The sequence below is a fragment of the Paenibacillus sp. IHBB 10380 genome (genome assembly GCF_000949425.1).
Classification (GTDB): Bacteria; Bacillota; Bacilli; order Paenibacillales; family Paenibacillaceae; genus Paenibacillus_AQ.
Window position 1 is genome coordinate 4,529,904 of the sequence record NZ_CP010976.1, and the last position, 26,827, is coordinate 4,556,730.

A 26,827-nucleotide genomic window follows, 5' to 3' on the forward strand; every position below is an offset into this window, starting at 1 on the left:
CATTACTCAAAAGGCGCCCACCGCTCAATGATTCTCCCCATCCATACTGTTGGGTGCATTCTCTTCTCAAATTTCAAGTTATATATAAAAATAGCTAAACTTAAAATCAGCATGGAACAAGTAAGCCACCGATTGGACGGAGGAAGTGTACGAAGAACCTTCCAATCCAGTAACAATATTAGGGCCATAATCACTAAAAATATCACCACTAGATTAGTCATGGACAATCTCCTCCGTTGATATTCCGATGGGCTCAAGCACTTGTCCTTCCGTTTCAATCAGTACATCTGCCTTAATCTCTACTTTAACAAGGGGATATAGATCATCCCATCTACCCTTCAGGCGCTCCCAATCCTTTGGCTTCTTGTGGTATATCATCTGTCCGAATCCTAATATGTCAGCCTGATATTGCTGTTGTATAATCGCAAGTGCCTTGGTTAAGTCTTGTGTGATTTTCTCTTCTGTCACTTGTCCCAGCTCGTTCATAGCTTTATCTTCTGAAGGACTATAATTCGATGCATTCTCAGTAACCCTCCCCCTCATATGAATATTAATAGTCATCGTTACCTTGTCACCTTGTATGTTTGGGATCATCGTTACATTATTCTCGCTAAACCTAACCATTAAAATTCCAGTACCCTTGGGAGCAGGAATTTTAATTTCCAAATTTTTGTTTTTATTCATAGCAATAGTGGTTACTGAGGCCATATCTTTCTTCAAGGTTCCCACCATTCGATCGCCTTTAAATACAGCTAGACCGTCAATTTCAATACTCTTTTGGGGTTTACCTACTTTAGGAGGTATGGAGTCTTTAACCTTAAATATAGGTAGAACAGGATCGATTCCTTCCGATAATAGATCATTCAGCAAATCTTTAAATGTTATAGGCTTTTTCGTATAACTAACAATAAGTTCTCGAACCATTTCTGTTGGGAATTGCTCCATGGGAGCTTCACTATTCAGCACAATATAGGCGGGTCCCTCTGTAACAGCCACCATGGAAAGAAGTCGATGCTGAGGAATTCTCATCGATGCATCCATCATAGAAGCTATTCCTTCTCGTGCCATATCTTCTCCTATGAGGAGAGAACGACGGTGAGAATAATTAAGCGTACGTGAGTTACCTCTCTGATCCTCTAAATTTGCCAAGCGAACCGTTTTCCCTAATTCAGATTCCATATACCACCCCTTTCCTCCACCAGGTGCTCCCTTGCCGCCAGCTCCTCCGAGCTCACTGGGTAGGGCAATCTGTACACTAGTACGGTACTCTGACTCCTCCTTATCTATTGCCGTACCTACTACAAAGGCAATATCATTAATTTCTTTACGATCCCAACAACCTGATACGAATATAGGACAGACCAGTAACATGCTAGTCACGATCCACACTTTTTTCATGATTATGTTCACCAACTTTTTCCAGGTTTAGGTGCACCATTGATATCTTTTTTCATTCTCTTTAGGTTATCCCTAGCCATTCCGTGAGGTCGATGAATCATTTTCCACCAGGGAACACGAACAAGTATATCCTTTTGATCATCTTTGTAATATGGGCTTATCCCGGATAGATACGGAACGCCAAAGGATGTAAGTTGTGATATATGTACTAAAATCCAAATCGTTGTAATAATCATTCCAAATAGACCTAGAAACCCTGCCATGATCATCAGTGGGAAGCGCAATAAACGAACGGTAATAGCCAAATTAAACCTTGGAATCGTGAAGGATGCAATTCCTGTTAAAGACACCACAATAACCATAGGTGCAGATACAATTCCCGCTTCCACAGCTGCCTGTCCAATGACGAGTGCACCCAGAATACTGACCGCTTGCCCTACCGTTTTGGGAAGCCTAATCCCTGCTTCCCGAAGAGCTTCAAATGCAATTTCCATCATTAGCGCTTCAATGAGAGCCGGAAAGGGGATGGCCTCCCGAGCTGCCGCTATACTGAGTATAAGTGTCGATGGCAACATATCTTGGTGATACGTTGTCACGGCAATATAAAGTCCCGGCAGAAATATAGCAATAAGTAAGAAAAGGTACCGGATAAACCGCAAGAAATTACTAATAAAGAAGCGTTCATAATAATCTTCACTTGCTTGCATCAGTTGCCATAACGTCACTGGACCGACCAATACAAAAGGTGTGCCATCTACTAAAATAGCAAAACTCCCTTCAAGTAATTGTGCAGCAATGGTATCCGGTCGTTCGGTGTATTGCACCTGCGGAAATGGGGAGTAGGGATGATCCTCAATAAGTTCTTCAATATAACCTGATTCAAGTATGCCATCGATCTTAATATCCTTTAGCCGCTTTTTTACATCTCGTAGCCGTTTAGGATCGATTAATCCATCAATATAGGTCAAGACCACATCTGTCTTAGTCTCTTCACCGATAACATAATTAACCATCTTGAGCTTCGGATTCTTAATCCTAAAGCGAATTAGAGCTGTATTGACTCTTAGTGTTTCCGTAAACCCCTCCCTTGGACCCCGGATAACCGACTCTGTCTGAGGTTCCTCAACACCACGCCTTACGCCTCCCTTAACATTAAAAAGATAGGCTTCACTATCCCCATCTATTAGAAGTACGACACCTGCGTTGATGATAGATGTACTAATCTCTCCCCAATTTGTAGCCCTTGTAGCCTGTAAGAGAGATACACGCGTATCTTCAGGAGATTGAACAGAACCCATTGCTCCCTCTTCTTCCTCATCTACATAACCTTGGATAAAGGGTCTCAGCATATACATCTCAATCTCTTGTGAGTCGACAATCCCTTCAATGTAGAATATTAATGCCTCTTTACCTTGAGCTACCTTAACGTTCCGATATACCATATCTGAGCAATCTGCAAAGATACGTTTGGCCATCTCTATATTGCGATCTAGGTCTTGCTGAATAGGCTCCTCTTCAATAGGGGGCGCCGGAAGACCTAACACAGACGTAGAGTTCAAGCCAGTGTTAGATATTAAGCCCTGAGACCTTCTTGACTTGTTCATGCTTCGCCACCTCCCTCGATTCCTGATACATAGATTTATCAAGTATCATGTTCCAAATTTATGAAAACTATGTATGATAACTCCATTATTTTGTTTGAGGAGAATAAAAGACTTCCCTATGTTCTACAAACGCAAAAAGGCTCGCAAGGTTTATTCCCTACGTGCCCTTTGGTGTATAATAAGTATTTATAAATATTCCATTTGATATCGACTGCCTAAATCCGCTACAATAAAGCGCTTCTAACTCCAGGAGGATTAACATAGATGATCAGTACACTATTCGTTAACGTATGCATTATAGTTACTTGCTTATATTTCTCAGGGATGCTTTCTGATAATTACGTTATCGGTGTTTCTTCCCCTACATTGAAGGTCAAATATACTTCAGGCCTCCTCTTCGGTCTATTTGGTATTATTCTCATGAATTACAGCATTCCTGTAGCCGCCAATACGTATGTAGATCTTCGACATCTTTTTATCGTTATCATTGCCATCTACATGGGGGGTACCTCTGCTGTTATAAGTTCTATTGTTATCGGTGTGGGGCGCACTCTGCTCTATGGACTGACGCCTACCTCTATCCTTACCTTCATAGGATTCATCGTGATAGGGTTTGTATGTAGCTACATCACACGAATGAACAGATCAAGATTATTCAAGCTAAATCTCATGAATCTCCTTAGTTTATTAATCATTTTATGTATATTGTACTTATGTATATATGACATCGATCTAATATTGACCTTCTATCCTATTCAATTCGTCATTGCCATAATAGGAGGCCTATTAGCTTTTCTCATTACTGAACATATCCATTCTTCAAATGAACTACTCATGAAGCTGAAGAAGAGAGCTTACACGGACCATCTAACCCAGCTTAGTAACTTAAGACAGTTCGAATTATCGTTGAAAAACACATTATCTCTTGCTAAACAGCGGGGAGAGAAGCTATCCTTACTGTCCATTGATATTGACCGTTTCAAATCCATTAACGACACCTTCGGTCATTCAGCTGGAGATGCAGTCTTGAAGCAAATGGGACAGGTACTATTAGAATATTCACGATCCTTTGATATCGTCTCTCGTAACGGCGGTGAGGAATTCACTATACTATTATTGGACTGTCCCCATAGTCATGCTCTCGTGATCGGTGAGCGCATAAGATCATCCGTCCAAAGCCACACCTTCGTCATCCCGAATCATGACACTCTGCTGATAACCATCTCAATCGGTGTCTCTACTTATCCAGATACAGTTACTGACTCTAGTGGTGCTTCCCTAGTTGAACAAGCAGATAAAGCATTATATAAGGCTAAACATGAAGGTCGTAACAGAGTATGCTCCCTCCATTCAGATGCCAAGCTCTCATCCATTGGAAAAACAGAATCGATCCTTCCACCCCATTTATGATAACTTCCTCTTCTCCTGTTGCGTTAACGGAACCCGGTAAACTCATCACAGCCCATAACAATATAATGAAGGTCAAAGCTAAGTTCTTCCACTTTTTATCTACTCCAGACCTTCGTTCTCGATTGTACCTCATCTAATCTCTCCTCTAGTTCATTTCTGATATCTCTATTACTATTGGGCATTAATACATCAGAAATGAATAGAGTTGGAGATTTTATCCTCTTACCGCCCATATAATCAATGTCAAACTATGTACATGCTCACTCCCTATGTAAATGTGATTTTACCGACATCCAACTAAAGACATTTTCAGAAAATAGGCTTATGAAGTGTTTAGGCAAAGTCTTACCTCCATAGTATGTTATTGAATTCAAGAATAGCGGAGGAAATGAAGGGGGCTAATATGAATACATTTACTATTTCAGTAATACCGATATGCAACACAAGCACTGATGAAGTTTATAGTCGTAAAATGTTTGTATGCCAAATGATAAGGCTGTGGGATCCATGTCAAAACAAACAATAAAAGGAAAAATGATTAAACACAAAATTATGAAAAAAAACCCTTCCCTGCACCCTCATATACCCAAAACAAAGTGGCTGACTCCCTCAAGAGCGATTCACATGCTGAAAACACATCCTACAGTCTTCCTGAAACCAGACGGCGGCAGTGGCGGATCGGGCATTCTGAGAATCCGCAATACTTCTACCGGGGATTATGAGATTAGGCAAGGATCGACACGCAAACGTGTCGGGCGTCACAGGTTGTCTCGAACTTTACGGATCTATAACAAATCGTCCAGAAAATTCATCGTTCAAAAGGGTATAGATTTAGGGAAGTACCATGGAAAAGTATTTGATATTAGAATGTATTTGCAAAAACCTAAGTCTGAATGGGGTATCTCCGGCATGGTAGCTCGAGTTGCGCCCCGAAATCGTTACATTACCAACTACCATAAGGGAGGACAGGCGGCAACGTTAGAAAAAGTATTGTTCCCGATATTTGAAGGCAACACCGAGAAGGTTAAAGAATGTATTGACCATCTTAAGCACATTTCAATGACCGTTGCGGGAACGCTCGATAAGAAATTTCGGTATATTCGCGAGCTTGGCATTGATCTAGCCGTAGACAGCAGCGGAAAGATCTGGATCATAGAAGCGAATACAAGACCTCAACACAACCTTTTTGCCCAACTCCCTACCAAAGAAATGCTATATACGATAAGGCATAACAAAAAGATGATAAAGAAAGGATAGATCCAATGAATAAATCCACTCAATTAAAGCGCATTTTTCAATCTCAGGGTACGGAATATTTAATGGAGGCCCACAATGGCTTATCTGCGAGAATCGTGGAAGAAGCCGGATTTAAAGGAATATGGGCTAGCGGACTATCCATTTCATCATCGATGGGCGTTCGGGACAGTAACGAGGCTTCCTGGACACAGGTACTTGATGTGCTTGAGTTCATGAGCGACGCGACGAAGATACCCATATTGTTGGATGGGGATACGGGTTACGGAAACTTCAATAATGCGAGAAGATTAGTAAAAAAACTGGAACAGCGCAATATCGCAGGCGTATGTATCGAAGATAAACTGTTTCCCAAAACAAATTCCTTTATTAATAATGGCCCACAGCCTCTTGCCAATATCGATGAGTTCTGCGGAAAAATAAAGGCGATGAAGGATACCCAAAACGATGATGACTTTGTCGTTGTTGCTAGAGTTGAAGCCTTTATTGCAGGTTTTGGCCTCGAAGAGACGCTGCTGCGAGCCGAGGCATATGAGCGTGCCGGAGCCGACGCCATACTGGTACACAGTAAAAAATCGAATGCCTCTGAGATACAATCATTCATGAACGAATGGAAGAGTAGAACCCCCATTATTATTGTTCCCACCAAGTATTATTCCACGCCAACATCCTTGTTTAAAGAAATGGGGATCAGTACGATTATCTGGGCTAACCATAATCTACGGGCTTCCATCGACGCGATGCAGACCATATCCCAAACCATTTTTCAAGATGAAAATCTTTTTGCAGTGGAAGACACTGTAGCTACCGTTGAAGAGGTTTTCAGACTACAGCAAGTTGGAGAGTTAACGATTGCTGAAGCCAAATATCTTCCCAAATCACACAAGGTTCGAGATGATTCCCTATGATCGATACTGGGCAGTTCGGAGAAGAACTGAAACAATCCGGATTTACGTTTTATACCGGAGTTCCCTGCTCTTTTCTGAAAAATTTGATCAATTACGCGATAAATGATTGTGAATATGTGGGGGCAACGAACGAAGGCGATGCGCTGGCCATAGCAAGTGGTGCTTACTTGGGAGGGAAATACCCCGTTGTTCTCATGCAAAATTCAGGGCTGGCGAATGCCGTCTCTCCCTTAGTATCTCTGAATTATACGTTCCAAATTCCGCTACTTGGGTTCGTTAGTCTCCGCGGTGAGCCAGGGATTCCAGACGAACCTCAACATGAATTAATGGGCCAGATCACAACTCGCCTGCTAGATCTAATGCAAGTAAGTTGGGCGTATTTATCTTCAGATATAGTCAAAGCGAAAGACCAGATACAACAAGCTATGGTGGATATCAGACGAAATCGCCCTTTCTTCTTTGTCGTTAAAAAAGGGACCTTTCAGAAGGAAATCCTGCAACCCCAAGAACTTAAGCCTTCATCCCATCCACTCAAACAAATAAAAAGCACTTATGATCAGCTACCCACACGTTACGAAGCTCTTTCTATGATTCACTCTCTAAAAGACAACAATACCGTGCAGCTTGCCACCACCGGAAAGACAGGGCGAGAGCTGTATGAAATCGAAGACGATGCCGGCAATTTCTATATGGTAGGTTCTATGGGATGTATTAGCTCTGTTGGACTCGGGCTCTCATTATCCCAGAATAATAAAGATGTTATCGTCATTGACGGAGACGGCGCTCTACTCATGCGCATGGGCTCCCTAGCTACAAACGGATATTACAGCCCCCCAAATATGCTCCATATTTTACTAGATAATAACGCACACGACTCGACTGGTGGGCAAAAGACCGTGTCTGACAATATTAACTTTGTCGAGATTACAGCAGCCTGCGGCTATAAGAAATCTATTTATGTGCATAATTTAGAACAACTGAAGACCTCTATTATGGCGTGGAAAATGGAAAAAGGGTTAACCTTTCTTCATCTGAAAATTGCTGTGGGCTCCAAGAAAAATCTCCCTCGGCCCCATATCAAGCCCTACGAGGTCAAGGATCGACTACGCAAGTTCTTAAACTCTGGCTCCTTCAATCAACAAGGGGACGATCAACCATGAGAAATGTAAAAAGAAACATTCTGCTTACCCCCGGTCCTGCAACAACGACGGACACGGTCAAATTTGCCCAAATTGTACCGGATATTTGTCCCCGTGAGACGGAGTTTGGTGAGTTAATGGAATCTATATCAACTGGTTTAACAAGGATTGTGGCAGACGAGAACCATTACACTTGCGTGTTGTTTGGTGGTTCAGGAACAGCAGCGGTGGATTCTGTTCTAAGCTCGGTCATTGGTGAGGATACGGTAATTATCATTAATAATGGTGCATACGGGAAACGAATGTGCGAAATCGCTACCGTGTACGGAGTACACTTCCTTGAATTTGTAAGTCCTCCCGATAAGCCCGTGGACTTGATCGCCTTGGAAGAATTGTTTCGAAGTACCCACCAGTCCATCTCCCATCTCGCTGTAGTTCATCATGAGACGACTACGGGTCTATTAAACGATGTTCAACGCCTAGGCGATTTGTGTAAAAAGTACCAGGCTGAATTGATCGTTGATGCCATAAGTTCATTTGGAGCCGTTCCTATTCATATGAAAGATATGAACATCGGTTATATCGTGGCAAGCTCCAATAAGAATGTTCAAGGGCTACCGGGTGTATCCTTTGTTATTGCCAGCAAACAAACATTCGAGGATCTCAAGCAAGTTCGCCCAAGAAGTTATTACTTGAATTTGTATGATCAGTATAAGTATTTCCTTCAACATCGTCAGATGAGATTCACCGCCCCGATTCAGACTCTTTACGCTCTCCAACAAGCAATTTCTGAATTGAGGGTTGAGGGTATCGAGCAAAGATATGAGAGGTACACAAGATCGTGGGAATCGTTGACCGAGGGAATACATCGGATGGGATTGAATCATATTGTATCGGAACAATACCATTCCAAATTGGTGACTTCCATTAGTGAACCCGATTGTGATGGATACGATTTTCAGAATATGCACGATTTTTTTTACAATCAGGGATTTACGATTTATCCCGGTAAAGTCGAGAAATTAAAAACATTCCGAATCGCGAATATCGGAGATATTTCCCATCAAGATATTGAAGCATTCTTAGTGTTACTTGAAATTTACTTGCAGGATATCGGATTTTCTCTACGAAAGGTGGTGAATACCCATGTCGCTGAGACGGAGTAAGAATAAATGGCTTAAGTATAAGTATATGGATCACTCTTCTAAGTTATCCCCTTACCTTCCACGCACAGAACAGTTCACACACCAATCTTTTCTATATCTAATCAGTAAGTACGGCCAAGTTATCGTTAAACCGATTGGCGGTAGCCGGGGACGCGGTATTTATCAAGTAATAAATCTAGGTGAAGATCAATACGAGATCCATATAGAAAATAAAAAAATAAACTTCAATGGTTTAGATGATGCTTACAATTACCTAAATGAGCATATCCATTCTCAGGGGTATATGGTACAGCGCCTTATCTCGCGTGCTACGGTCCATGGGCGTCCCTTTGATATGCGTGTGATAGTACAGCGCAGACGCCACCATAGTACATGGAAAGTTACCGGTAAGGTAGCCAAAGTGGTGGGGCATGGTTACATCGTATCCAATATCGAAAGAAGCAATGGAAAGCTAATGAAGGTAAGTTCAGCATTGGAACAGTCATCGCTCAAAAACAAGTCAAAAACCAAGTTAAAGCACAAAATTAAACATGTGGCAGTGCGTTCAGCCAAGCGGTTGGACCGCTTATTCCCTGGCCATCGCATTTACGGTCTGGATATTGGTTTCGATCAGAAGGGTCACGTCTGGATCATCGAAGCCAATCTGTTTCCGTCTATGTCCCATTTCCGAATGATTAACGACAAAAAGATGTATCGTCGAATTTCCTCCTACAAAAACGGACATTAGAAGCAAATAGGCGTTATATTGCCCAGTCAAACGATTGGGTAAGAAAATATGGATAGAGGCGTTAGATTCATCATCTACTTCTCTATCCATTTTCTGTCGTATCATCTATAGATCATCTCTTCTATCATCGAATAACTCATTCAAATTAGAATGATATCCATTATATATTCTGAACATATCTTTCATCTGGAATCTTACTTAGAACGACATAGAGACTAGTCGGAGTGCTTCCGGTATTTTTGAAAGAAAAGTGCTCTTCTCCCTCGCAGGAGATGACATCATCCTTAACTAAAGCAGATTCTTCTCCATTCACCGTTACTGTTCCGCCTCCATCAAGCACAAGGATAAATACTGCTGTTCCTGGATGCTGATGTGTCGGTAGTTCTTGTCCTGGCATAAAGTTTAATACAAAGACTACACTTTCACCGCTTTTAAATATAATCCGTTTGGTGAATTTGTCCTGATTGTACTCTTTCACGGGTAGTAACTCTTTCTTTTCCATTAGAATTCAACCTCCACTATGAATGACAATATGTCATTCATATATATTATGATCCCAACTACTAGAATCTCAGTTCATATTCACAACGTTCATCACCGTTAACATTGCATTTCACTTCTCTAGCCGTCACTCTTTTATTGTAAATCTTCATTAATGCACCTTCCATAATAGCTCCTTCAAGATCACAAACCATCCTGCCCTCTTGAACAGGAAGTCCTTCACAGAAACAATCGTCAACAGCGATATGCATCCCCTGTTCACTCCTACTTATGATGTGAGGAATGCCAATTTTCAAATCCTCAATCAGTTGAAGAAGTTCTTCGACGGACGATACTGGCAAGCTTTTGCCAATTTGTCTGCCTATGGTCATCGTTGTACCTTTTCCTCCTGCCGGTAAACTTTGATTAAGACCAATAAGTCTAATCGCTCTAAATAATTCAAGAGGAACATCGGCTCCTAAATTTTTTCTTTCGATCATCTTCATGTCCTCAAATGTATAATCTCTCATCCTGCATTTCTCCATTCCATTGAGAATCTTCTTAGGCTTAAGATGCTAATATAGGACCTAACTTCATCTTAAAGAAGAAACGAAGACCTAATTGTGATTTTAATCACATAACAATGAGAAATATTCTCAGTACTTAAAATCATCTAATTCATGTAAATTTTAGTTTCCCCTGAAGAGATTGTGGTAATAACTAGCATAAGCATAATAATAAGGAGGCACTATCCCTATGAATGAAATAAATGGATCGTCAAACGAACTGCCGCGATATCCCGAGTCTTTATGGATGGCATCCAGCGATCTGCCCACCTTTCCCCAACTTACCCAGGATATCACTGTAGACGTTGGTATTGTAGGCGCTGGAATCACAGGCATAACTACAGCCTATCTGTTATCGAAGGAAGGATATAAAGTTGCCTTAATAGATGCAGGTAAAATATTAGAAGGTACGACGGGGCACACCACTGCCAAGGTTACCACCCAGCATGGTCTCATCTATGATGAGATTCTCAATCACTTCGGCCTCGAGAAGTCCATCCAGTACTATCGTGCTAATCAAGAAGCGCTAGATTGGATGGAGAAATTGGTACACAAACTTAAAATTGATTGTGAGTGGCAAACACAAGACGCCTATTTATATGCTGAAAGTGACTCATCACTAGACAAACTAGTGAAAGAATTTGATGCCTATGAGAAACTTCGCATTCCTGGTGAATGGACTAACAGCATCCCTATCCCGCTCGTCGTTAAGGGTGCGATTAAACTACCCAACCAAGCACAGTTCCATCCCTTATCTTACTTGAAACGATTAGTAGAAGAGATCATCAAGGCGGGTGGAGCTATATATGAGAACACAACAATATCCAAAAAAATTGAAACCGAAGGGAGCCCCTTCACACTCACGACCCTTCACGGAGATCATCAATTAAAGTGCAGCCATGTCGTCTCGACCTCCCATTTTCCATTCTCTGATGGTGGAGGCTTCTTCTTCTCACGGTTGTATGCAGAACGGTCTTACGTGATCGCCATCAAGCCGGAGACGCCCTTTGCTGGGGGGATGTATTTGAGCGTAGATAAACCCAATCGTTCCTTAAGAGACGCTTCCCTGAACGGAGAGCAAGTCATTCTCGTAGGTGGGGATAGCCACAAGACTGGACAAGGTATCTGTACATATCAACATTATGAGAATCTAGAGGCTTTCGGCGAGAAGTTGTTTGGTATCAAGAGTATTCCCTTCCGCTGGTCTACTCAGGATCTAATTACCCTCGATAAAGTCCCCTACATTGGACAGATCACTTCGAATAATAAAGATATGTATGTTGCAACTGGATTTGCTAAGTGGGGGATGACAAAGGGGACGTTAGCAGCCAGACTGATTAGCGATCAAATCCAGCGTAAAGACAACCCCTATACAGAATTATTCACACCTTCGCGCTTTATAGGCGATCCCAGCATTAAAAATTTTGTTGTTCAGAATGCCAATGTTGCTAAAGAATTGATAACAGGTAAGATAGGTATGGTTCATCGAAAGGCAGATGAGCTCGGGCAAGATGAAGGTTCCGTCGTTATCCATAACGGTAGAAGGGCGGGCGCATATAAAGACCCCGAGGGTCACTTGTTTCTCGTCGATACGACATGTACCCATTTGGGTTGCGAGGTGGAATGGAATGAGGCCGAGCGTTCTTGGGATTGTCCATGTCACGGCTCTCGGTTTGGCTACGATGGACAGGTTATGGAAGGTCCTGCACAAGAACCATTAAGGAAACTGAATGACTAGAGTAAATAATCACTAAGCCACTTAGTAAGACTGCAATAACCAAGGATAACGACTTCGTCGTCCTCAAAGGATGGTATTCGTTTATCGATGAAATAGAGATAGAATGTAGAATGTTATACCTAATACTTCTAAAAGAGACTAGTTTCAGCGAAGAGACTCTGCCGAAACTAGTCTTTTTACAATCCCTACCCAAGGAAACCACCTTGTCTTTACATTCATTCATTAATTGGCAAATTTGAGTGCTGATCTAACCGTAATTTATCCGTTATTTTAACATTTTCCGAAGCCATTTTACTTTGTTAAGATAGGGGGGATATACAAGTCCTATGTCTATCTTGGTGCTTTTCTTTAAAATACTTTTACGATGTGAAAAAGTATCATAACTATATTTGCCGTGATACCCACCCATCCCCGCGTTGCCCACTCCTCCGAAGGGTAAATGAGCACTTGCCGCATGTGAATTCGTATCATTGACGCACCCTCCCCCGAAGGAAGTCCGGGTTAAGACTTGATGCTCGACATCCTTATTTTCTGTAAACAAATATACAGCTAACGGTTTCGGTTGATCGTTAATGAGCTGGATCGCTTCGTCTAGCGTACGATACTCCATAATAGGCAAGAGGGGACCGAAGATTTCATCCAACATGGCTGCATCACTCCACGAAACAGCTTCAAGAAGTGTGGGTTCAATATATAATTGCTCTTTTACTGACCTCCCCCCATATAACAGGTTCGCCTGGTCTCTCTCTATAATAGAAACAAGCCTATCAAATTGACGTTCGTTAATAATCCGTCCATAATCGGGGCTGTTTATGGCATCCATTCCATAAAAACGTATGATGACTTCCTTCATTTTTGATATTAAAGCTTCTTTGATGTCAGTATGGACAAGTACATAATCTGGCGCCACACACGTCTGACCTGTATTGAGTAGTTTCCCCCAAATAATACGTTTGGCCGCTATCTCAAGATTTGCCGTACGATCGACAATAACTGGACTTTTCCCGCCAAGCTCCAATGTCACAGGTATAAGATTCTGGGCCGCAGCTTCCATGACGATCTTACCTACCGGCACACTCCCTGTGAAAAAGATATAATCAAACGGCGCATGAATCAGTAACGAGGTCGTTTCCTTGTCTCCCTCAATCACTCGAATGTACTGTTCGTCGAACGTTTCACTCAACATCGCTTTAATTACAGCAGAAACAGTGGGTGTACTTTCCGAAGGCTTAAGAACAGCACAATTACCAGCTGCGATTGCCCCAATGAGGGGTTCGATTAATAATTGATACGGATAATTGAAAGGACCAATAATTAACGCTGTGCCGTATGGTTCATTCATAATATAACTTTTGGATGGAAGCAAATAGAGCGGTGTCTTTACTTTTTGTGGCTTCATCCACCGTTTAAGGTGTTTCATAGTATAGCGGATGCTTTCTAACGTTAAGCCAATTTCAGTTTCGAAGGATTCGAACTCACTTTTACGTAAGTCCTGATATAAAGCAGAGACAATTTGTTGTTCATAGCGTTGAATCGCCTCTTTTAACTTCCTCAGTTGATCAAGACGAAATGGAAGATCGTTCGTTCGGCCACTGTAGAGAAATTGTTTATGTTCATGAAGCATTTGTCCAATATCCCCCGGCATTAAAGCTACCATAAGAAATCACTCCATTCTAAATATAAGAGAGCTGTCCAACTATCTATAACAAACACAAAACCACCAGATATAAAATATAAATCCCTCTCCCGGTGGTTTTACGTATTCATGTTAGTGCTAGCCGTATATCGTTTCTAGATAAGATAACGACTTCTTCGTCCCAAAAGGACGGCATTTATTTACCCATGAAATATTTAGAAAGTTAGTACTTCTTAATATTTTGAAAAAAATTAGGTTTAACGATTGTATTGTCATACGATGTATGAAAAATATGGGTCGTCGCAGGCGATAGCGGTGGAATAAGCCACTTCCAATCTCCCGTGACATGCCTAGGACACTCGGCTTCTCGTTGCTCAAAAATCTGAAATTGAGAGGCCGCCGTATGGTGATCCACCATACTGACCCCATCCTGCTTGAATGAATACAATACAGCCACGTTCAATTCCACGAGCGCCCGGTCACGCCATAGTGTTGTCTCACTCTTCGTGGACAATCCCATCAGCGAGGCTACTTGCGGCAACATATTGTATCTCCCCACATCTGCTAAATTCCGTGCACCAATCTCCGTCTCCATGTACCAGCCGTTAAATGGTGCGGCACTATATTGAATACCGCCGATCTCCAGCATCATATCAGCAATAATAGGAACGGCATACCAACGTAATCCTAGATCTACAAATTCCGCAATATCCGGATGCCGAATAGGCACCTCCTTAATCAAATCCTTAGGAATAGGAAACATATGCGGCTCATCCGTCCCCTTCTGAATAACTAAGGGTAATATATCGAATGCCGTACCCTCTCCGATCCAACCCAAGTCTTGACACACCTTCGTAAAAGGGATGGAGGCAGGGTCACCCACGATTTGACCCCCTTGCTCATACCCAGCATATCGAATTAATTGGTGGTTCCAAATTCGTATAGCAGAATTCTCACTTGATTCAGGTCTAAATATAGTAATCGTGGGTAATAACTTACCTTTATTGGTAGCATAACGAATGTGCCTCAGCAGTGCATCCGCCACTTCTGCCACATCATCTATCTGTCGCTCATCCATCACGTGAATCGATTCCCAGAATAGACGCCCAATACAACGATTGCTGTTACGCCAAGCCATTCTTGCTCCCTGCCGAAGCTCTTCGGTCGTATGTTCATACGTCCCATCAGCCCTGATTAATGCGCGTACTTCATCTATTCGGTTGTTCATCTGTTCTTCTGTTCTACCTAGCTCTTGGTAACATTTCGTTATGAAATCCTCCGCTTCTCGAAGGAGAGTTTCTACATCCTGCATGTTCTTCCACCTCTGAGATGATTATAGTACAAGCAGAGAAGATGACCAAACGCAAATACGATTTTACGCATGCGAACTGTGTTCTTCACGCTCCTGAACTTCAACATATTTACCAGGCCAGAAAGCGAATCGACCACATAACATCGTAATGGCTGGCACTAGGAATGGACGGACAATAAATGTATCCAGTAGCACACCCACAGCGGTAATGAGCCCAAATTGCACTAAGACTTGTATGGGTAGAGTTGCCAAGACTGCGAAGGTACCTGCTAGGATTAGACCGGCCGAAGTAATGACCGAACTGGTCTCACCAACCCCTTCTTTAATAGCTTGCTTGAGTGGCATTCTTCTACTCTTATTCCATATACTCGAGATCATGAAGATGTTGTAATCTTCACCTAGAGCAACTAAGAATACGAAGGAATAGAGTGGGATCGCCCCCTGAATGGCATCTACTCCAAATAAATAGTGAAGGATAAGCCATCCAAGACCTAGTGCTGAGAAGTAGGACAAGATCACCGTTCCCACCAAATAGAGCGTCGCTACAATGGAGCGAAGATAGATTAGTAACAGTATCGTGATCAAAGCGATAACTACAGGAATAATCAGTTTGGTATCTGATTCACCCATTTTTTTCGTATCATATTGAGTAGCCGTCTGACCACCAATCCATACCTTATCAGCAGGATCATTAATCCCAGAATCCTTAAGAGATTGCTCCGCTGCTAAGCGTAAATCAGGGATATGCTCAATAGCTTCAAGTGAGTAAGGATTCAATGTAAATTCCACTTCATACGCTACAATATTCGTGTTCTGTGCTCCTTGCTGTGGTTCAGACACACGATCTATATAGGGCAGAGCAGCTAGTTGTTCACCTATGGATGCATCCTTACCCTCCGTATCTACCATCACTTTGACAGGAGCAAGTTCACCTGCCGAGAACTGTTTCCCAATCGTATTGAATCCTTCTCTAGAAGCCATATCTTTCGGAAAAGAGGACATGATATCATACGTGAATTTCACTTGACCTGAGAATACAGCCATTGTTCCAAGCAATACTACTGTAACGATGACAACCGACCACGGCTTATTCACCACAAGCTTACCTATCATACTTTCGCGATGAACTTTAAGCTTAGGCACGGGCTTACCTTTCTTCTTGGCACGATCTATCACCATTTGGGGCGTACGAGGAATGAAGGGCCAGAAAGAAGTACGACCAATAATAGCAAGTAGGGCGGGAACCAACGTCAAGCTGGCAATGCCCATGATTAGAATAGCAATACTAAATGGTGCTGCAAAACGTTGATATGAACCGTATTTAGCTAGTATAAGAGCTAGAAGTGCCAATACAACCGTAAAACCACTCATGGCAATCGCTCCGGATGAATCCGTCATTGATTTAAGTAATGCCTTGCTTTTGCTGTCTTCTTCTTTAAGAACCTGGCGGAACCTAGAGATCAAGAATAGACAGTAATCCGTTCCAGCACCGAACAGCAGCACTGTCATAATGGATATCGCTTGTGCATCGACTGTTATCCATCCTTTAGAGGCTAAGAACCCTAACACAGGATTGATCACCCCATAAGCAAACCCTACCCCAACTAGTGGAATGAGTGCTAAAATAGGGGAACGATATATACCTAGTAGAAATACTAGCACTAATATGACCGTAGCCAACATGAGTTGGAAATCAGCATTCTTGAACAGTCCTGAAGCATCAATCGCAATACCGACAGGTCCAGTTACTCGTGTACTTAACTCACCGACTGCGCCTTGCTTAACAGCAAATGGATCGTTGCCGAACTCTATATTCACTAGTGTCTGAAGTGCTTCTACACCTTTCCTTAGCTGATCACTATCTGATTCTTTCGAGAATAATACAGGTGTGATTATCGTACTCTGATCTTCAGAGAGCTGTGCTTTTAAGCCCGGTAGGGGGATTTTATCGAAGGGTGGTACACTATCTTGATGAGGTACAGGATTCGTCGTGAGCTTAGCATATAGACTTTGTATATGACCTAAGTCCTCATCGCTCAGACCCCCTTCACGTTGCCATACCAATAATGCGGGTGTACCAGTTCCACTGGGGAATTCTTTATCCACTAATTGTTGTGCCTGAACAGAGGCGACATCGTCACTGAAATTAGGAGCGTTATTGACTTCTTCACCGCCGACTCCAGGCCATATGGCAGTAAGTATTCCTATAGTCATAATCCAAACGATGAGTGTAACCCATTTACTTCTATTGCCGGCAACCCATTTCTCGTATCCTGAATGGTGTTCCATAATGAGCCTCCTAGTAACCTTTATTTTTACACAAAATAAAGCATTGATCATCGGGTTCATGTATAATTTAACATAATTATATATACTGGAAGGTTAATTATCTACAGGAGAAATTCGTTCAGGAAATGCGTTATTCCTAGCTCATACCTTCGCCTCATTGATTACGATAGGCAACAAAGAAATTACTAATTCCCTCGACAAACTTAAGTCATGACCTGTTCAATTTATTCTGAAATGGGATGAAGTAAGAACGTGATGGTGTTGATACATGATCGCTACGTATCCGAAATGTTCAGCATGGAAACCTACTTTCAGCAAGTGCTGCTCATAAATTAGAGCCTTAATTTAGTTCATATAAGCAAAAAAAGAGTACACCACGGTTGATCGTGGCGTACTCTTTAGGTGTTTCATCTACCCAACATGTTGGATACTTCCACCTGTAAATTGACTGTTATAGAGATCGGCATAGAATCCATTCTGTTTAAGGAGTTCTTCGTGATTGCCCTTCTCAATGACACTGCCGTGATTCATAACAAGTATAAGATCAGCATCACGGATCGTGGACAAACGGTGAGCAATAACGAAGCTGGTTCTTCCCTTCATCAGATCGTTCATTGCCTTTTGAATGTAAATTTCTGTCCGCGTATCGACGCTACTCGTTGCTTCATCCAGAATAAGAATGGCTGGATCAGCCAAAATTGCCCGGGCTATAGTTAGAAGTTGCTTTTGCCCTTGTGAAATATTTGAAGCTTCTTCGTTCAGTACGGTCTTATAGCCTTCTGGAAGTGTCCGAATGAAGTGATCTGCATGAGCTGCTTTGGAGGCATCCATAACATCCTTCTCGGTGGCTCCTTCACGTCCATAAGCAATATTATCAAAGATCGTTCCATTAAAGAGCCAAGTATCCTGAAGCACCATACCGAACTTACTACGTAGATCTCCACGCTTCATTTCAGCAATATTCACACCATCGATCTTAATTGCACCCTCATTCAACTCGTAGAAGCGCATAAGTAGATTGATTAGCGTCGTCTTTCCCGCACCGGTTGGTCCAACAATCGCAATCGTCTGCCCTGGCTTCACATCAATGTTCATATCTTCAATTAAGATGGCATCTTCTTTGTATCCGAACTTCACATGTTCGAATTGCACAGCCCCTTGCGGGTACTGAATCGTCTTAGCGTTCTCAAGCTCAGGGATTTCCTCTTCCTCATCCAGTAGTTCAAATACACGTTCTGCAGAAGCTATCGTAGATTGAATGACGTTGGCAATATTAGCCGTTTGAGCGATAGGCATCGAGAATTGTCTCGTGTATTGAATAAAAGCCTGAACATTACCAATCGTAATCGTTTTATTGATAACAAAGACCCCGCCGACCACACATACCAACACATAACCTATATTACTAACAAAACTCATCAACGGCATAATCATACCGGAAAGAAACTGTGCTTTCCAACCCGATTGATAGAGTTTCTCATTAATTTGATTGAAATGTGTCATCGATTCATCTTCTCGACCGAAAGCTTTTATAATATTATGACCCGTATACATCTCTTCAACATGTCCATTGAGATCGCCAAGTGATTTCTGTTGTCCTATGAAATACTTCTGCGAACGAGATGCCACACCTTTAACTACTAGAATACTGAGCGGCAACGTAACAATGGTTATGAGTGTCAACCAAGGGCTAATCGTCAACATCATCACGATTACACCAACAATAGTCACGATAGACGTAATTAACTGCGTTAAGCTTTGTTGTAGGGTTGTACTAATATTATCGACATCATTCGTTGCTCGGCTCAACACCTCACCGTGTGTACGCGAATCGAAATATTTAAGCGGTAAGCGAGACAGCTTACTATTAATCTGTGAACGCATATCAAGTACAACTTTTTGAGCGACTCCTGCCATTAGATACTGCTGGACATAACCAAACAGTGCACTAAAGATGTAAAGTAGCCCTACAAAAAGCAGAATTTGCGAAATCGCATCAAAATTAATCTTTGCACCCGGTATCCCTTTTGCCATTCCTACAATACCTTCGAACAGTGTCGTCGTAGCTTCTCCTAGCTTCAAAGGGCTGTAAATACTAAATACAGTACTAAGAATCGCCATAAAGAAAATAAATATCAACTGAACTCTACGTGGCTGTAAATAACGAATTAATCTTCGCAATGATCCTTTGAAATCCTTGGCCTTCTCACCAGGCATGATCATCCCTGGTCCGCCCGGTCCATGCCCTCTTCCAGATCCACCCATCGGTTTATGTTCTTTACGTTCTTCGCTCATGCAATCTCCTCCTCTGACAGCTGTGAGGAAACAATCTCACGGTATACATCACAAGTAGCCATTAGCTCCCGATGTTTGCCTATACCGACGATCTCACCATCATCCAACACAATAATCCGGTCTGCATCCATAACAGTGCTGACCCTTTGAGCTACTAACAGAACAGTAGCATCACTCGTCACCTCTTTAAGCGCGCTACGAAGTTTAGCATCGGTCTTAAAGTCTAGCGCTGAGAAACTGTCGTCAAACACATAGACCTCTGGCTGACGAACCAATGCGCGCGCAATGGAAAGTCTCTGCTTCTGTCCACCTGAGACGTTACTTCCGCCTTGGGAAATGTCAGATTGGAATCCATCCTTCATCTCTGATACAAATTCGGTAGCCTGAGCAATATCTGCTGCCCGCTGAATCTCCTCATCTGTAGCTTCTTGCTTACCGTAACGAATATTGTCAGCAATCGTACCTGTGAAGAGCACTGATTTCTGTGGAACAAATCCAATTTTAGATCGCAGTTGTTCCTGAGATAACTCCCGAATATCCACACCATCTATTAATACCCTTCCGCTCCCCACATCATAGAATCGAGGAATGAGGCTGAGTATGGTTGATTTACCTGATCCCGTACCCCCAATAATGGCCGTTGTCTCACCCGGACCCGCTTCAAAAGAAATGTTAGAAACGGCTGGACTCTCAGCACCAGGATAGTGATAAGTAACATTCTCAAATGTCAGGAATCCCCGTTCTCCCTTCCCTTTCTTAGGCTGCGCTGGATCCTTAATTTCCGGTTTCATATCCAGTACCTCATTAATTCTCATCGCAGATGCCGAGGCCCGTGGAACGATAACAAAGATAACGGAAACCATAATAAGAGAGAACATAATCTGTGTCGCATACTGAATGAAAGCCATTAAGGATCCGACCTGCATATCCCCATTACTTATACGAAGCCCACCGAACCATACAACAGCTATGGTGGCGAGGTTCATCACCAGCATCATAATGGGCATCATAGCAGCCATAATTTTATTCACTTTAATCGCTGTATTGGTTAAATCTTCATTGGCTTCATTGAAGCGCTTCGTCTCATGCTGAGTACGATTAAATGAACGAATAACACGCATTCCTGTTAAATTCTCACGCAAAACACGGTTCAATGTATCTAATTTAACTTGCATGGCTTTAAATAATGGAAGACCTTTAATCGCAATAATGGCTATGGCTCCAACTAATACAGGAATAACGACTACAATGACAAGCGATAATTTCGCATCCTGATTCACTGCCATGATAATCCCACCAATACACATCATCGGTGCGCTAATCATCATCCGAAGTAACATGGTTAGCACCTGTTGTACTTGGTTGATATCATTCGTTGTGCGAGTGATCAGAGAAGCTGTACCCATCTTATCGAATTCCTGTAACGAGAAATTCTGTACATGTCCGAACACCTTAGAACGCAAACGTTGTCCGAATCCAACGGAGATACGTGCGGAGAAGTAACTGGATGCAATAGCACAGATTGCTCCTCCCGCAGCTATAACTAACATTACACCCCCGATTCTCCAGATATAAGGGATATCACCATCAATAATTCCCTTATCCACAATATCTGCCATCAATGTAGGTAAATACAAGTCAGATAGAGATTGGAGAAATACTAAAACGAGCACGAATATAATCGGAAGCCGATAGGGGCTTAATTGTTTAAATAATTTCAGCATTGTTTATCATCCCCACCTTGAGTCAGTTTCTGATCATCACTTTCGAAATACTCATAAGCCTTAACAAGGAGCTTAGCTAGTTGATTGCTATCTTCTTCTCCCAAATATTGAATCAATCCATTAAAAGAAGCCTCGGTCGCTTCCATGGCAGCCTTAATCACTTCTTCTCCCTTATCAGATAACTTAATCCGAACAGCACGCCGATCCAGTTGATCCATAGTCCGATCTATCCAATCTTTCGCCTCCAAGGATTTGAGCAATTGCGTCACCGTCGGTGATGTTACACCTAACAACTCACTAATCTCTGAAACCATTAAGCCCGTAGTATCTGGCTTCATCTTCTTCTTCACACAGAACATCAATAGCAATTCGCTTGGTTTAACACCCTCAACCAAGCGATTACGAAATTCAGCCTTATTAAATCTCATCATGGCCCGAAATAATGTTTCAGCCGTCGTATTATTCATTAGTATCAGCTTTCCTCCTTACAAACATGTCGCCATTTAGATAGGTTACCAATTAATTAGGTTGCCTATCTATTATAGGTCCGTACAAAAACCGTTGTCAAATCGATCCTAACCCTCAATATTTTCCTTCTTTTTAAAAATACCTTGCGTGAAATGAATCCATTCCTGTGTTGCAAAGGACTGATACCGATCCTTACACCAGATCATCCCAAGTTGCCATGGAATAACGGGATCCTTCAGTGGTAATATCTGAATACGTGACTTATCCACTTCACGACAGATCGTCTCAGGCAGTAATGCAATACCGAGATTAGCAGCCACCATACCACTGATCAAATCCCACTGGGAGCTCTCGTATACAACATGTGGTTGAAACCCTACTCGTACACACTCCGTTATAATCCGATCATGTAACGCAAAATCCTCACTAAACAATACAAACGACTCTGCCTCAAGTTCAATTAAAGATACATTTTCGCTACTTGCTAAAGTATGGGTTGGATGAACAAGCAACATCAACTTCTCTTGTACAAAAGAGAACGAATGAAAAAGTTCATTATCCGTCGGCAGTACCGTCACACCTATATCGAGTAGACCGCTCTCAACATCTAATTCGACCTTCTTCGCACCATCTTCAAAAATCTGAATCGTAACCTCTGGGTATTGCTGATGAAATTGTCCGATCACCTCTGGAAAAAAGCTTGACCCAATCATGGGAGGGAGACCTATTCGAATATGTCCTTTTTTCAAATTCTGCAAGTCTTTCAGCTCTGAAGATAGGCTCTGAAATGACTTCACAATAAGGCGTGCCTGCTCGAACATGATCTCACCCGCGTCGGTTAGCTCTATTTTCTTGCCCCTGCGGTCAAAGAGAACAATGTCTAGCTCTTCCTCAATATTCTTGATCGTTTTACTGATCGTAGGTTGCGTTATGTACAGCGCCTCTGCTGCTTTAGTAAAACTTCTGTGACGTGCGACCTCCATAAAGTATTGCAAATGCCGTATATCCATGCCAACACTCTCCCCTCTATTATGCATTAAGTATAGATAAACGGAATGAACATTATTCTTTATATTCATTTTACCTATGAAAATTATTGATGTAAAATTTTCATTAAGAATGAAAGGAGCGGATATGACGTGAAAATCATGATGAAAGGAATCATTCAGGTGGCTGCACTAATGATATTCTCCTTAACTATGAATCAATTGACACAATGGCTACAATGGAAAATACCTGGCAGCATCCTAGGCATTCTGGTGATCTTCATCCTGCTAGAGACCCGCGTTATCCGTTTAGAATGGATTGAAATTGGAGCTAACTGGTTACTTGCTGAGCTGTTACTGTTCTTCGTCCCAGCTGCGGTAGGGATCATGAAATATATCCCTATGCTACAAAGTGATGGCTTACGCATCCTCATTGTAGTGATGATAAGTACATTCATAGTTATGATAAGTACCGGTTTTATGGCATCGAGAATTTCTAAACAGAGGGAGCGGCATGCATCATGATGATCGGATTAATGTATCTAGCGCTTACCCTAATCGTATATTTTAGCGTTAAATCACTGTACAAAATATGGCCAAAAGTATATCTTTCCCCCTTACTTATCACACCACTCGTCATCGTTGTGTGTTTGCTGTGGGCTAAAGTTCCTTATGAATCCTATAATAATGGGGGGCAATATCTAAGCGATCTGTTACAACCTGCTACAGTTGCTTTTGCCATTCCGTTATATAAACATTTCAAAGTACTCAAAAAGCACGCCGTCGAAATTATCACCAGCGTACTCTTTGGTTCCGTTGTTGCTATGATCTCATCTGTATTCCTTGCGAAATGGATGCATTTAAGTACCGCCCTTGTAACAAGTCTAGTACCGCGTTCGATTACGACACCTATCGCCATTAACGTATCTCAAGTCATCGGTGGAGTACCGAATATAACCGCTGTATTCGTCATTATTACAGGACTGCTTGGTTCCATGATGGGACCTACTATACTAAAGGTCTTCCATATTGATAATGAAGTCGCGCGTGGTGTACTGCTTGGAACGAGTGCTCACGGTATGGGTACTTCCAAAGCATTCGAGCTAAGTCCACTAAGTGGAACTATCTCCAGTATCTCTATGATTCTAGCTGCATTATTCACCTTAGGTATGGCGCCCTATTTCATGACAATGCTATGAATGCATTAATATTGAATGGTGATGGGTTTACCTGTAATGCAGCGTATGTGACAAACTACGTCTTGAAGGCATCCGCATAATTAGAGCGAGTGTGTGAGGAATTACCGTGCGCCATCACAAGAAGTGGCTAGGAAGCTATTCACTTCCACTCTTCAGGCATTAACCCCTGATATTGTCGCTGTAAGAAGCGATCATCTACAAGCATCAATACACCCGTGTCTTGCTCCGAACGAATGAGTCTTCCTCCCGCCTGTAGCACTTTATTCATACCGGGATATACATAAGAATAGTCATATCCATTCTTCCCGGTACTGTTAAAGTAATCTTTAATTAGATTGCGTTCAAGCCCAAGCTGGGGCAGCCCGACGCCTACAACAGCCACACCATTCAATCGATCCCCTTGTAGATCAATACCTTCGGCGAAAATCCCCCCAAGTACGGCGAATCCAACCAGCGTCTCCGTATTATCATCTTGAAATGAGGCGAGATAAGCTTCACGTTCTTCCTCTGCCATCCCTATCCCTTGCACAATCGTTGTTACTTGTGGGTACGCCTCAGTGAAGGATTCATATACATCCTGCAAATATTGGTAGGAGGGAAAGAACAGCAAATAGTTACCCTTCCTCTCCTGTACTAACTGAATTAACAGGGTCACTAACGTTTCTTTCGTATTCTCTCTGTCACGATAACGTGTAGAGAGCGGCTCAATCCGCACATCTAACTGCTCTCGGTGGAATGGCGACGCAATAGTAAGGCTATAATCCTCTTCACCCGCTCCAATCATGTCCCTATAATAATGAAGGGGTGAAAGTGTAGCTGAGAAGAATATCGCTGCGCGAAATCCCTTTCCTGCTTGGGATAATAGCGACGAGGGGTCCATACAGAACATTTTGACCGTTACCCCATTTCGATGCACTTCCGCATAAGTAACATGTCGTTCATTATATAATTTAGCGATACGAATGAAGTTCTGGGCTGCGTAATACGTATCCAATAGCAGTTGCTGCGATGTAGCTACCCCATTGCCTTGCTGAAGCAGCGTTGTTTCTGCCTGTAAGATAAAGGATTCAAGAAGCGACACTAGCTTAACAGGATACTCTTTCCACAACTTCTGCCTGTGCTCACCACATTCTTTTTTCAAATCAATAAAATATTGGTTCACAGCCTTCGATGCCTCAAACATTCCTGCATCTATCCCCTTGAATTGCCGCTGTAGTTGTAAGAATTCGGCCTTTCCTATGACCGCTGAGAACATCTCTCTGCCCCGATCAACTAAGTTATGTGCCTCGTCTATAAGTAGCACTGTTTGCCGCTTCTGCTCCTCAAACAGTCGTTTTAGAGAGACTCTAGGATCATATACATAATTATAATCGCATATCATGACATCTGCAGCGTAAGCAGCATCTAATGAGAACTCGAACGGACAAACATTATGTTTACGAGCATACTGTTCAATAACACTTCGATCCATTAACGTTTCCTGTGACAACATATCGAGAATAGCCCCATTAATTCGGTCATAATAACCATCTGCAAAAGGACAATCTTCCTTCCTACACGATATCTCTTCCTGAAAACACACCTTCTCTTTAGCTGTTAGGGTCACCGTCTGTATATGTAATCCTTTGGACTCCATCCGCGCAAAAGCCTGCTCCGCAGCCGTACGCGTCGTTGTTCGAGCCGTAAGATAAAAAATTTGTTGGAGTAAACCCTCTCCAATTGCCTTTACAGATGGAAACAAAGTCGATATAGTCTTACCAATACCCGTAGGTGCTTTGGCAAATAACTTCTTCCCTTCCTTAATCGTCTGATATACTGCACCTGCAAGCTTCCTCTGGCCTTCGCGATAGCTATCAAAGGGGAATGTTAGCGCCCGAATGCTCTCGTTCCTTAGATGCGCATTCTGAAGCCTCATAGAAATATAAGGTGCATATCTTTTTACTACGTCTAGTGTGAATGCCTCAAGCTCTATTATGGTATAGGTACGCCTAAACTGCTTCTCCTCGCTTGTAGTCGCTTGAATATAAGTGAGTTGTACCTGCATATGATTAATATTCTGCTCTTTAGCCACCATGTAAGCATAGAACTGTGCTTGTGCCCAATGGATATCATGACCGCCCTGTAGATCTGCCAAATGTCCGGAGGTCGATTTGATCTCATCCACCATCAGTCCATCTTCAAGGTAAATCAATCCATCACATCGTCCCTCAAGCAAATATATGATATTATTATAAAAAACCTCTGTCTTAAGGGGTACTTCCTTCAGATCGCCCTCTTTATAAGTTCGTTGCACTTGCTGATGAATTCGAGTTCCCTCATGAAGTGCAGTTACTGCACGAAAACCAGTATGGATATCTCCACTGCGAAATACATACTCCACCAGAGGTCTGACTGATATTCTCACTTGCTCGATTTTCTTGTTTTCTTCCATCTGTACGATCACCCGTTCTTATCTAATATCTGGTATCATAACACAATGACGCACTTATATTTATTCATTTAAATGGATAAATTTGCCCTCAAATATG

General features: G+C 42.2%; 22 protein-coding genes. 9 read left to right on the forward strand and 13 right to left on the reverse strand.

What is annotated here, in order from left to right; all coding sequences use genetic code 11:
* Positions 1-2: 2 nt before the first annotated feature.
* Genes UB51_RS20610 through UB51_RS20620 form a run of 3 tightly spaced genes read right to left on the reverse strand, consistent with a single transcriptional unit; the run spans position 3 to position 3,002 of the window.
* Positions 3-221 carry a hypothetical protein gene (locus UB51_RS20610; RefSeq protein WP_044878904.1) on the reverse strand — a complete coding sequence of 73 codons (219 nt, stop codon included), beginning with the start codon at positions 219-221 and terminating at the stop codon, positions 3-5.
* Complete coding sequence (locus UB51_RS20615; protein WP_044878905.1) at positions 214-1,398, reverse strand: Ger(x)C family spore germination protein; 1,185 nt, start codon at positions 1,396-1,398, stop codon at positions 214-216. Before UB51_RS20615 ends, UB51_RS20610 begins: the two co-directional genes overlap by 8 nt.
* Before the next feature lie 8 nt (positions 1,399-1,406).
* Positions 1,407-3,002: a spore germination protein gene (locus tag UB51_RS20620; protein WP_044878906.1), complete on the reverse strand. Its 1,596-nt coding sequence runs from the start codon at positions 3,000-3,002 to the stop codon at positions 1,407-1,409.
* Positions 3,003-3,266: 264 nt separating this feature from the next.
* On the opposite strand from UB51_RS20620, the gene UB51_RS20625 reads away from it, so the two are divergent.
* From UB51_RS20625 to UB51_RS20650, 6 genes are all read left to right on the forward strand, one after another.
* On the forward strand, positions 3,267-4,412 hold the full coding sequence (locus tag UB51_RS20625) for a diguanylate cyclase (protein WP_044878907.1): 1,146 nt from the start codon (positions 3,267-3,269) through the stop codon (positions 4,410-4,412).
* Between the two features lie 507 nt (positions 4,413-4,919).
* Positions 4,920-5,669 (forward strand): YheC/YheD family protein, encoded by a 750-nt coding sequence (locus tag UB51_RS20630; RefSeq protein ID WP_044878908.1) that lies wholly within the window; start codon positions 4,920-4,922, stop codon positions 5,667-5,669.
* Positions 5,670-5,674: 5 nt separating this feature from the next.
* Positions 5,675-6,574, forward strand: coding sequence for a phosphoenolpyruvate mutase (gene aepX / locus UB51_RS20635; RefSeq protein ID WP_044878909.1), 900 nt, complete (start codon positions 5,675-5,677; stop codon positions 6,572-6,574).
* On the forward strand, positions 6,571-7,734 hold the full coding sequence (gene aepY / locus UB51_RS20640) for a phosphonopyruvate decarboxylase (protein WP_044878910.1): 1,164 nt from the start codon (positions 6,571-6,573) through the stop codon (positions 7,732-7,734). Before aepX ends, aepY begins: the two co-directional genes overlap by 4 nt.
* Positions 7,731-8,879 (forward strand): 2-aminoethylphosphonate aminotransferase, encoded by a 1,149-nt coding sequence (locus UB51_RS20645; RefSeq protein ID WP_044878911.1) that lies wholly within the window; start codon positions 7,731-7,733, stop codon positions 8,877-8,879. Before aepY ends, UB51_RS20645 begins: the two co-directional genes overlap by 4 nt.
* Positions 8,860-9,606 carry a YheC/YheD family protein gene (locus UB51_RS20650; RefSeq protein WP_044878912.1) on the forward strand — a complete coding sequence of 249 codons (747 nt, stop codon included), beginning with the start codon at positions 8,860-8,862 and terminating at the stop codon, positions 9,604-9,606. The genes UB51_RS20645 and UB51_RS20650 overlap by 20 nt, the downstream gene beginning before the upstream one ends.
* A gap of 160 nt (positions 9,607-9,766) precedes the next feature.
* On the opposite strand, the gene UB51_RS20655 is transcribed toward UB51_RS20650, so the two are convergent.
* Together UB51_RS20655 and UB51_RS20660 are read right to left on the reverse strand one after the other, a co-directional pair.
* A complete protein-coding gene (locus UB51_RS20655) occupies positions 9,767-10,108 on the reverse strand; it encodes a cupin domain-containing protein (protein WP_044878913.1) in 342 nt (113 codons plus the stop codon).
* Between the two features lie 61 nt (positions 10,109-10,169).
* Positions 10,170-10,616, reverse strand: a complete 447-nt coding sequence (locus UB51_RS20660) for a V4R domain-containing protein (protein ID WP_144407047.1) — start codon at positions 10,614-10,616, stop codon at positions 10,170-10,172.
* 226 nt (positions 10,617-10,842) lie between these two features.
* Here UB51_RS20660 and UB51_RS20665 point away from each other — a divergent pair, with 226 nt between their 5' ends.
* Positions 10,843-12,390 carry an FAD-dependent oxidoreductase gene (locus UB51_RS20665; protein WP_044878915.1) on the forward strand — a complete coding sequence of 516 codons (1,548 nt, stop codon included), beginning with the start codon at positions 10,843-10,845 and terminating at the stop codon, positions 12,388-12,390.
* A 265-nt stretch (positions 12,391-12,655) separates the two neighbouring features.
* On the opposite strand, the gene UB51_RS20670 is transcribed toward UB51_RS20665, so the two are convergent.
* The 7 genes from UB51_RS20670 to cidR all read right to left on the reverse strand — a co-directional run bounded on the left by UB51_RS20670 (position 12,656) and on the right by cidR (position 23,124).
* Complete coding sequence (locus tag UB51_RS20670; RefSeq protein ID WP_044880330.1) at positions 12,656-14,035, reverse strand: aldehyde dehydrogenase; 1,380 nt, start codon at positions 14,033-14,035, stop codon at positions 12,656-12,658.
* Positions 14,036-14,249: 214 nt separating this feature from the next.
* Positions 14,250-15,338: a nitric oxide synthase oxygenase gene (locus UB51_RS20675; protein WP_044878916.1), complete on the reverse strand. Its 1,089-nt coding sequence runs from the start codon at positions 15,336-15,338 to the stop codon at positions 14,250-14,252.
* Between the two features lie 63 nt (positions 15,339-15,401).
* A complete protein-coding gene (locus tag UB51_RS20680; protein ID WP_044878917.1) occupies positions 15,402-17,627 on the reverse strand; it encodes an MMPL family transporter in 2,226 nt (741 codons plus the stop codon).
* A gap of 411 nt (positions 17,628-18,038) precedes the next feature.
* Entirely contained in the window at positions 18,039-19,922 is a 1,884-nt protein-coding gene (locus UB51_RS20685) for an ABC transporter ATP-binding protein (protein WP_044878918.1), read from the reverse strand.
* The gene (locus UB51_RS20690; RefSeq protein WP_044878919.1) at positions 19,919-21,646 is read right to left on the reverse strand and encodes an ABC transporter ATP-binding protein; all 1,728 of its coding nucleotides are present in this window, start codon (positions 21,644-21,646) and stop codon (positions 19,919-19,921) included. The genes UB51_RS20685 and UB51_RS20690 overlap by 4 nt, the downstream gene beginning before the upstream one ends.
* Entirely contained in the window at positions 21,640-22,113 is a 474-nt protein-coding gene (locus UB51_RS20695) for a MarR family winged helix-turn-helix transcriptional regulator (RefSeq protein WP_044878920.1), read from the reverse strand. Before UB51_RS20695 ends, UB51_RS20690 begins: the two co-directional genes overlap by 7 nt.
* A 108-nt stretch (positions 22,114-22,221) precedes the next feature.
* Positions 22,222-23,124 (reverse strand): cidABC operon transcriptional activator CidR, encoded by a 903-nt coding sequence (cidR, locus tag UB51_RS20700; protein ID WP_044878921.1) that lies wholly within the window; start codon positions 23,122-23,124, stop codon positions 22,222-22,224.
* A gap of 129 nt (positions 23,125-23,253) precedes the next feature.
* Here cidR and UB51_RS20705 point away from each other — a divergent pair, with 129 nt between their 5' ends.
* Positions 23,254-23,625 (forward strand): CidA/LrgA family protein, encoded by a 372-nt coding sequence (locus tag UB51_RS20705; protein ID WP_044878922.1) that lies wholly within the window; start codon positions 23,254-23,256, stop codon positions 23,623-23,625.
* Positions 23,622-24,299 carry a CidB/LrgB family autolysis modulator gene (locus UB51_RS20710; protein WP_144407048.1) on the forward strand — a complete coding sequence of 226 codons (678 nt, stop codon included), beginning with the start codon at positions 23,622-23,624 and terminating at the stop codon, positions 24,297-24,299. The genes UB51_RS20705 and UB51_RS20710 overlap by 4 nt, the downstream gene beginning before the upstream one ends.
* A 139-nt stretch (positions 24,300-24,438) precedes the next feature.
* Here UB51_RS20710 and UB51_RS20715 read toward each other — a convergent pair whose 3' ends face one another.
* Positions 24,439-26,730, reverse strand: a complete 2,292-nt coding sequence (locus UB51_RS20715) for a helicase C-terminal domain-containing protein (protein ID WP_044878923.1) — start codon at positions 26,728-26,730, stop codon at positions 24,439-24,441.
* Positions 26,731-26,827 lie beyond the last annotated feature (97 nt).

Coding starts and splice junctions, on each gene's coding strand:
- UB51_RS20610 (WP_044878904.1), bottom strand. CDS start 221: ATGACTAATCTAGTGGTGATATTTTTAGTGATTATGGCCCTAATATTG.
- UB51_RS20615 (WP_044878905.1), bottom strand. CDS start 1,398: ATGAAAAAAGTGTGGATCGTGACTAGCATGTTACTGGTCTGTCCTATA.
- UB51_RS20620 (WP_044878906.1), bottom strand. CDS start 3,002: ATGAACAAGTCAAGAAGGTCTCAGGGCTTAATATCTAACACTGGCTTG.
- UB51_RS20625 (WP_044878907.1), top strand. CDS start 3,267: ATGATCAGTACACTATTCGTTAACGTATGCATTATAGTTACTTGCTTA.
- UB51_RS20630 (WP_044878908.1), top strand. CDS start 4,920: ATGTCAAAACAAACAATAAAAGGAAAAATGATTAAACACAAAATTATG.
- aepX (WP_044878909.1), top strand. CDS start 5,675: ATGAATAAATCCACTCAATTAAAGCGCATTTTTCAATCTCAGGGTACG.
- aepY (WP_044878910.1), top strand. CDS start 6,571: ATGATCGATACTGGGCAGTTCGGAGAAGAACTGAAACAATCCGGATTT.
- UB51_RS20645 (WP_044878911.1), top strand. CDS start 7,731: ATGAGAAATGTAAAAAGAAACATTCTGCTTACCCCCGGTCCTGCAACA.
- UB51_RS20650 (WP_044878912.1), top strand. CDS start 8,860: ATGTCGCTGAGACGGAGTAAGAATAAATGGCTTAAGTATAAGTATATG.
- UB51_RS20655 (WP_044878913.1), bottom strand. CDS start 10,108: ATGGAAAAGAAAGAGTTACTACCCGTGAAAGAGTACAATCAGGACAAA.
- UB51_RS20660 (WP_144407047.1), bottom strand. CDS start 10,616: ATGAGAGATTATACATTTGAGGACATGAAGATGATCGAAAGAAAAAAT.
- UB51_RS20665 (WP_044878915.1), top strand. CDS start 10,843: ATGAATGAAATAAATGGATCGTCAAACGAACTGCCGCGATATCCCGAG.
- UB51_RS20670 (WP_044880330.1), bottom strand. CDS start 14,035: ATGCCGGGGGATATTGGACAAATGCTTCATGAACATAAACAATTTCTC.
- UB51_RS20675 (WP_044878916.1), bottom strand. CDS start 15,338: ATGCAGGATGTAGAAACTCTCCTTCGAGAAGCGGAGGATTTCATAACG.
- UB51_RS20680 (WP_044878917.1), bottom strand. CDS start 17,627: ATGGAACACCATTCAGGATACGAGAAATGGGTTGCCGGCAATAGAAGT.
- UB51_RS20685 (WP_044878918.1), bottom strand. CDS start 19,922: ATGAGCGAAGAACGTAAAGAACATAAACCGATGGGTGGATCTGGAAGA.
- UB51_RS20690 (WP_044878919.1), bottom strand. CDS start 21,646: ATGCTGAAATTATTTAAACAATTAAGCCCCTATCGGCTTCCGATTATA.
- UB51_RS20695 (WP_044878920.1), bottom strand. CDS start 22,113: ATGAATAATACGACGGCTGAAACATTATTTCGGGCCATGATGAGATTT.
- cidR (WP_044878921.1), bottom strand. CDS start 23,124: ATGGATATACGGCATTTGCAATACTTTATGGAGGTCGCACGTCACAGA.
- UB51_RS20710 (WP_144407048.1), top strand. CDS start 23,622: ATGATGATCGGATTAATGTATCTAGCGCTTACCCTAATCGTATATTTT.
- UB51_RS20715 (WP_044878923.1), bottom strand. CDS start 26,730: ATGGAAGAAAACAAGAAAATCGAGCAAGTGAGAATATCAGTCAGACCT.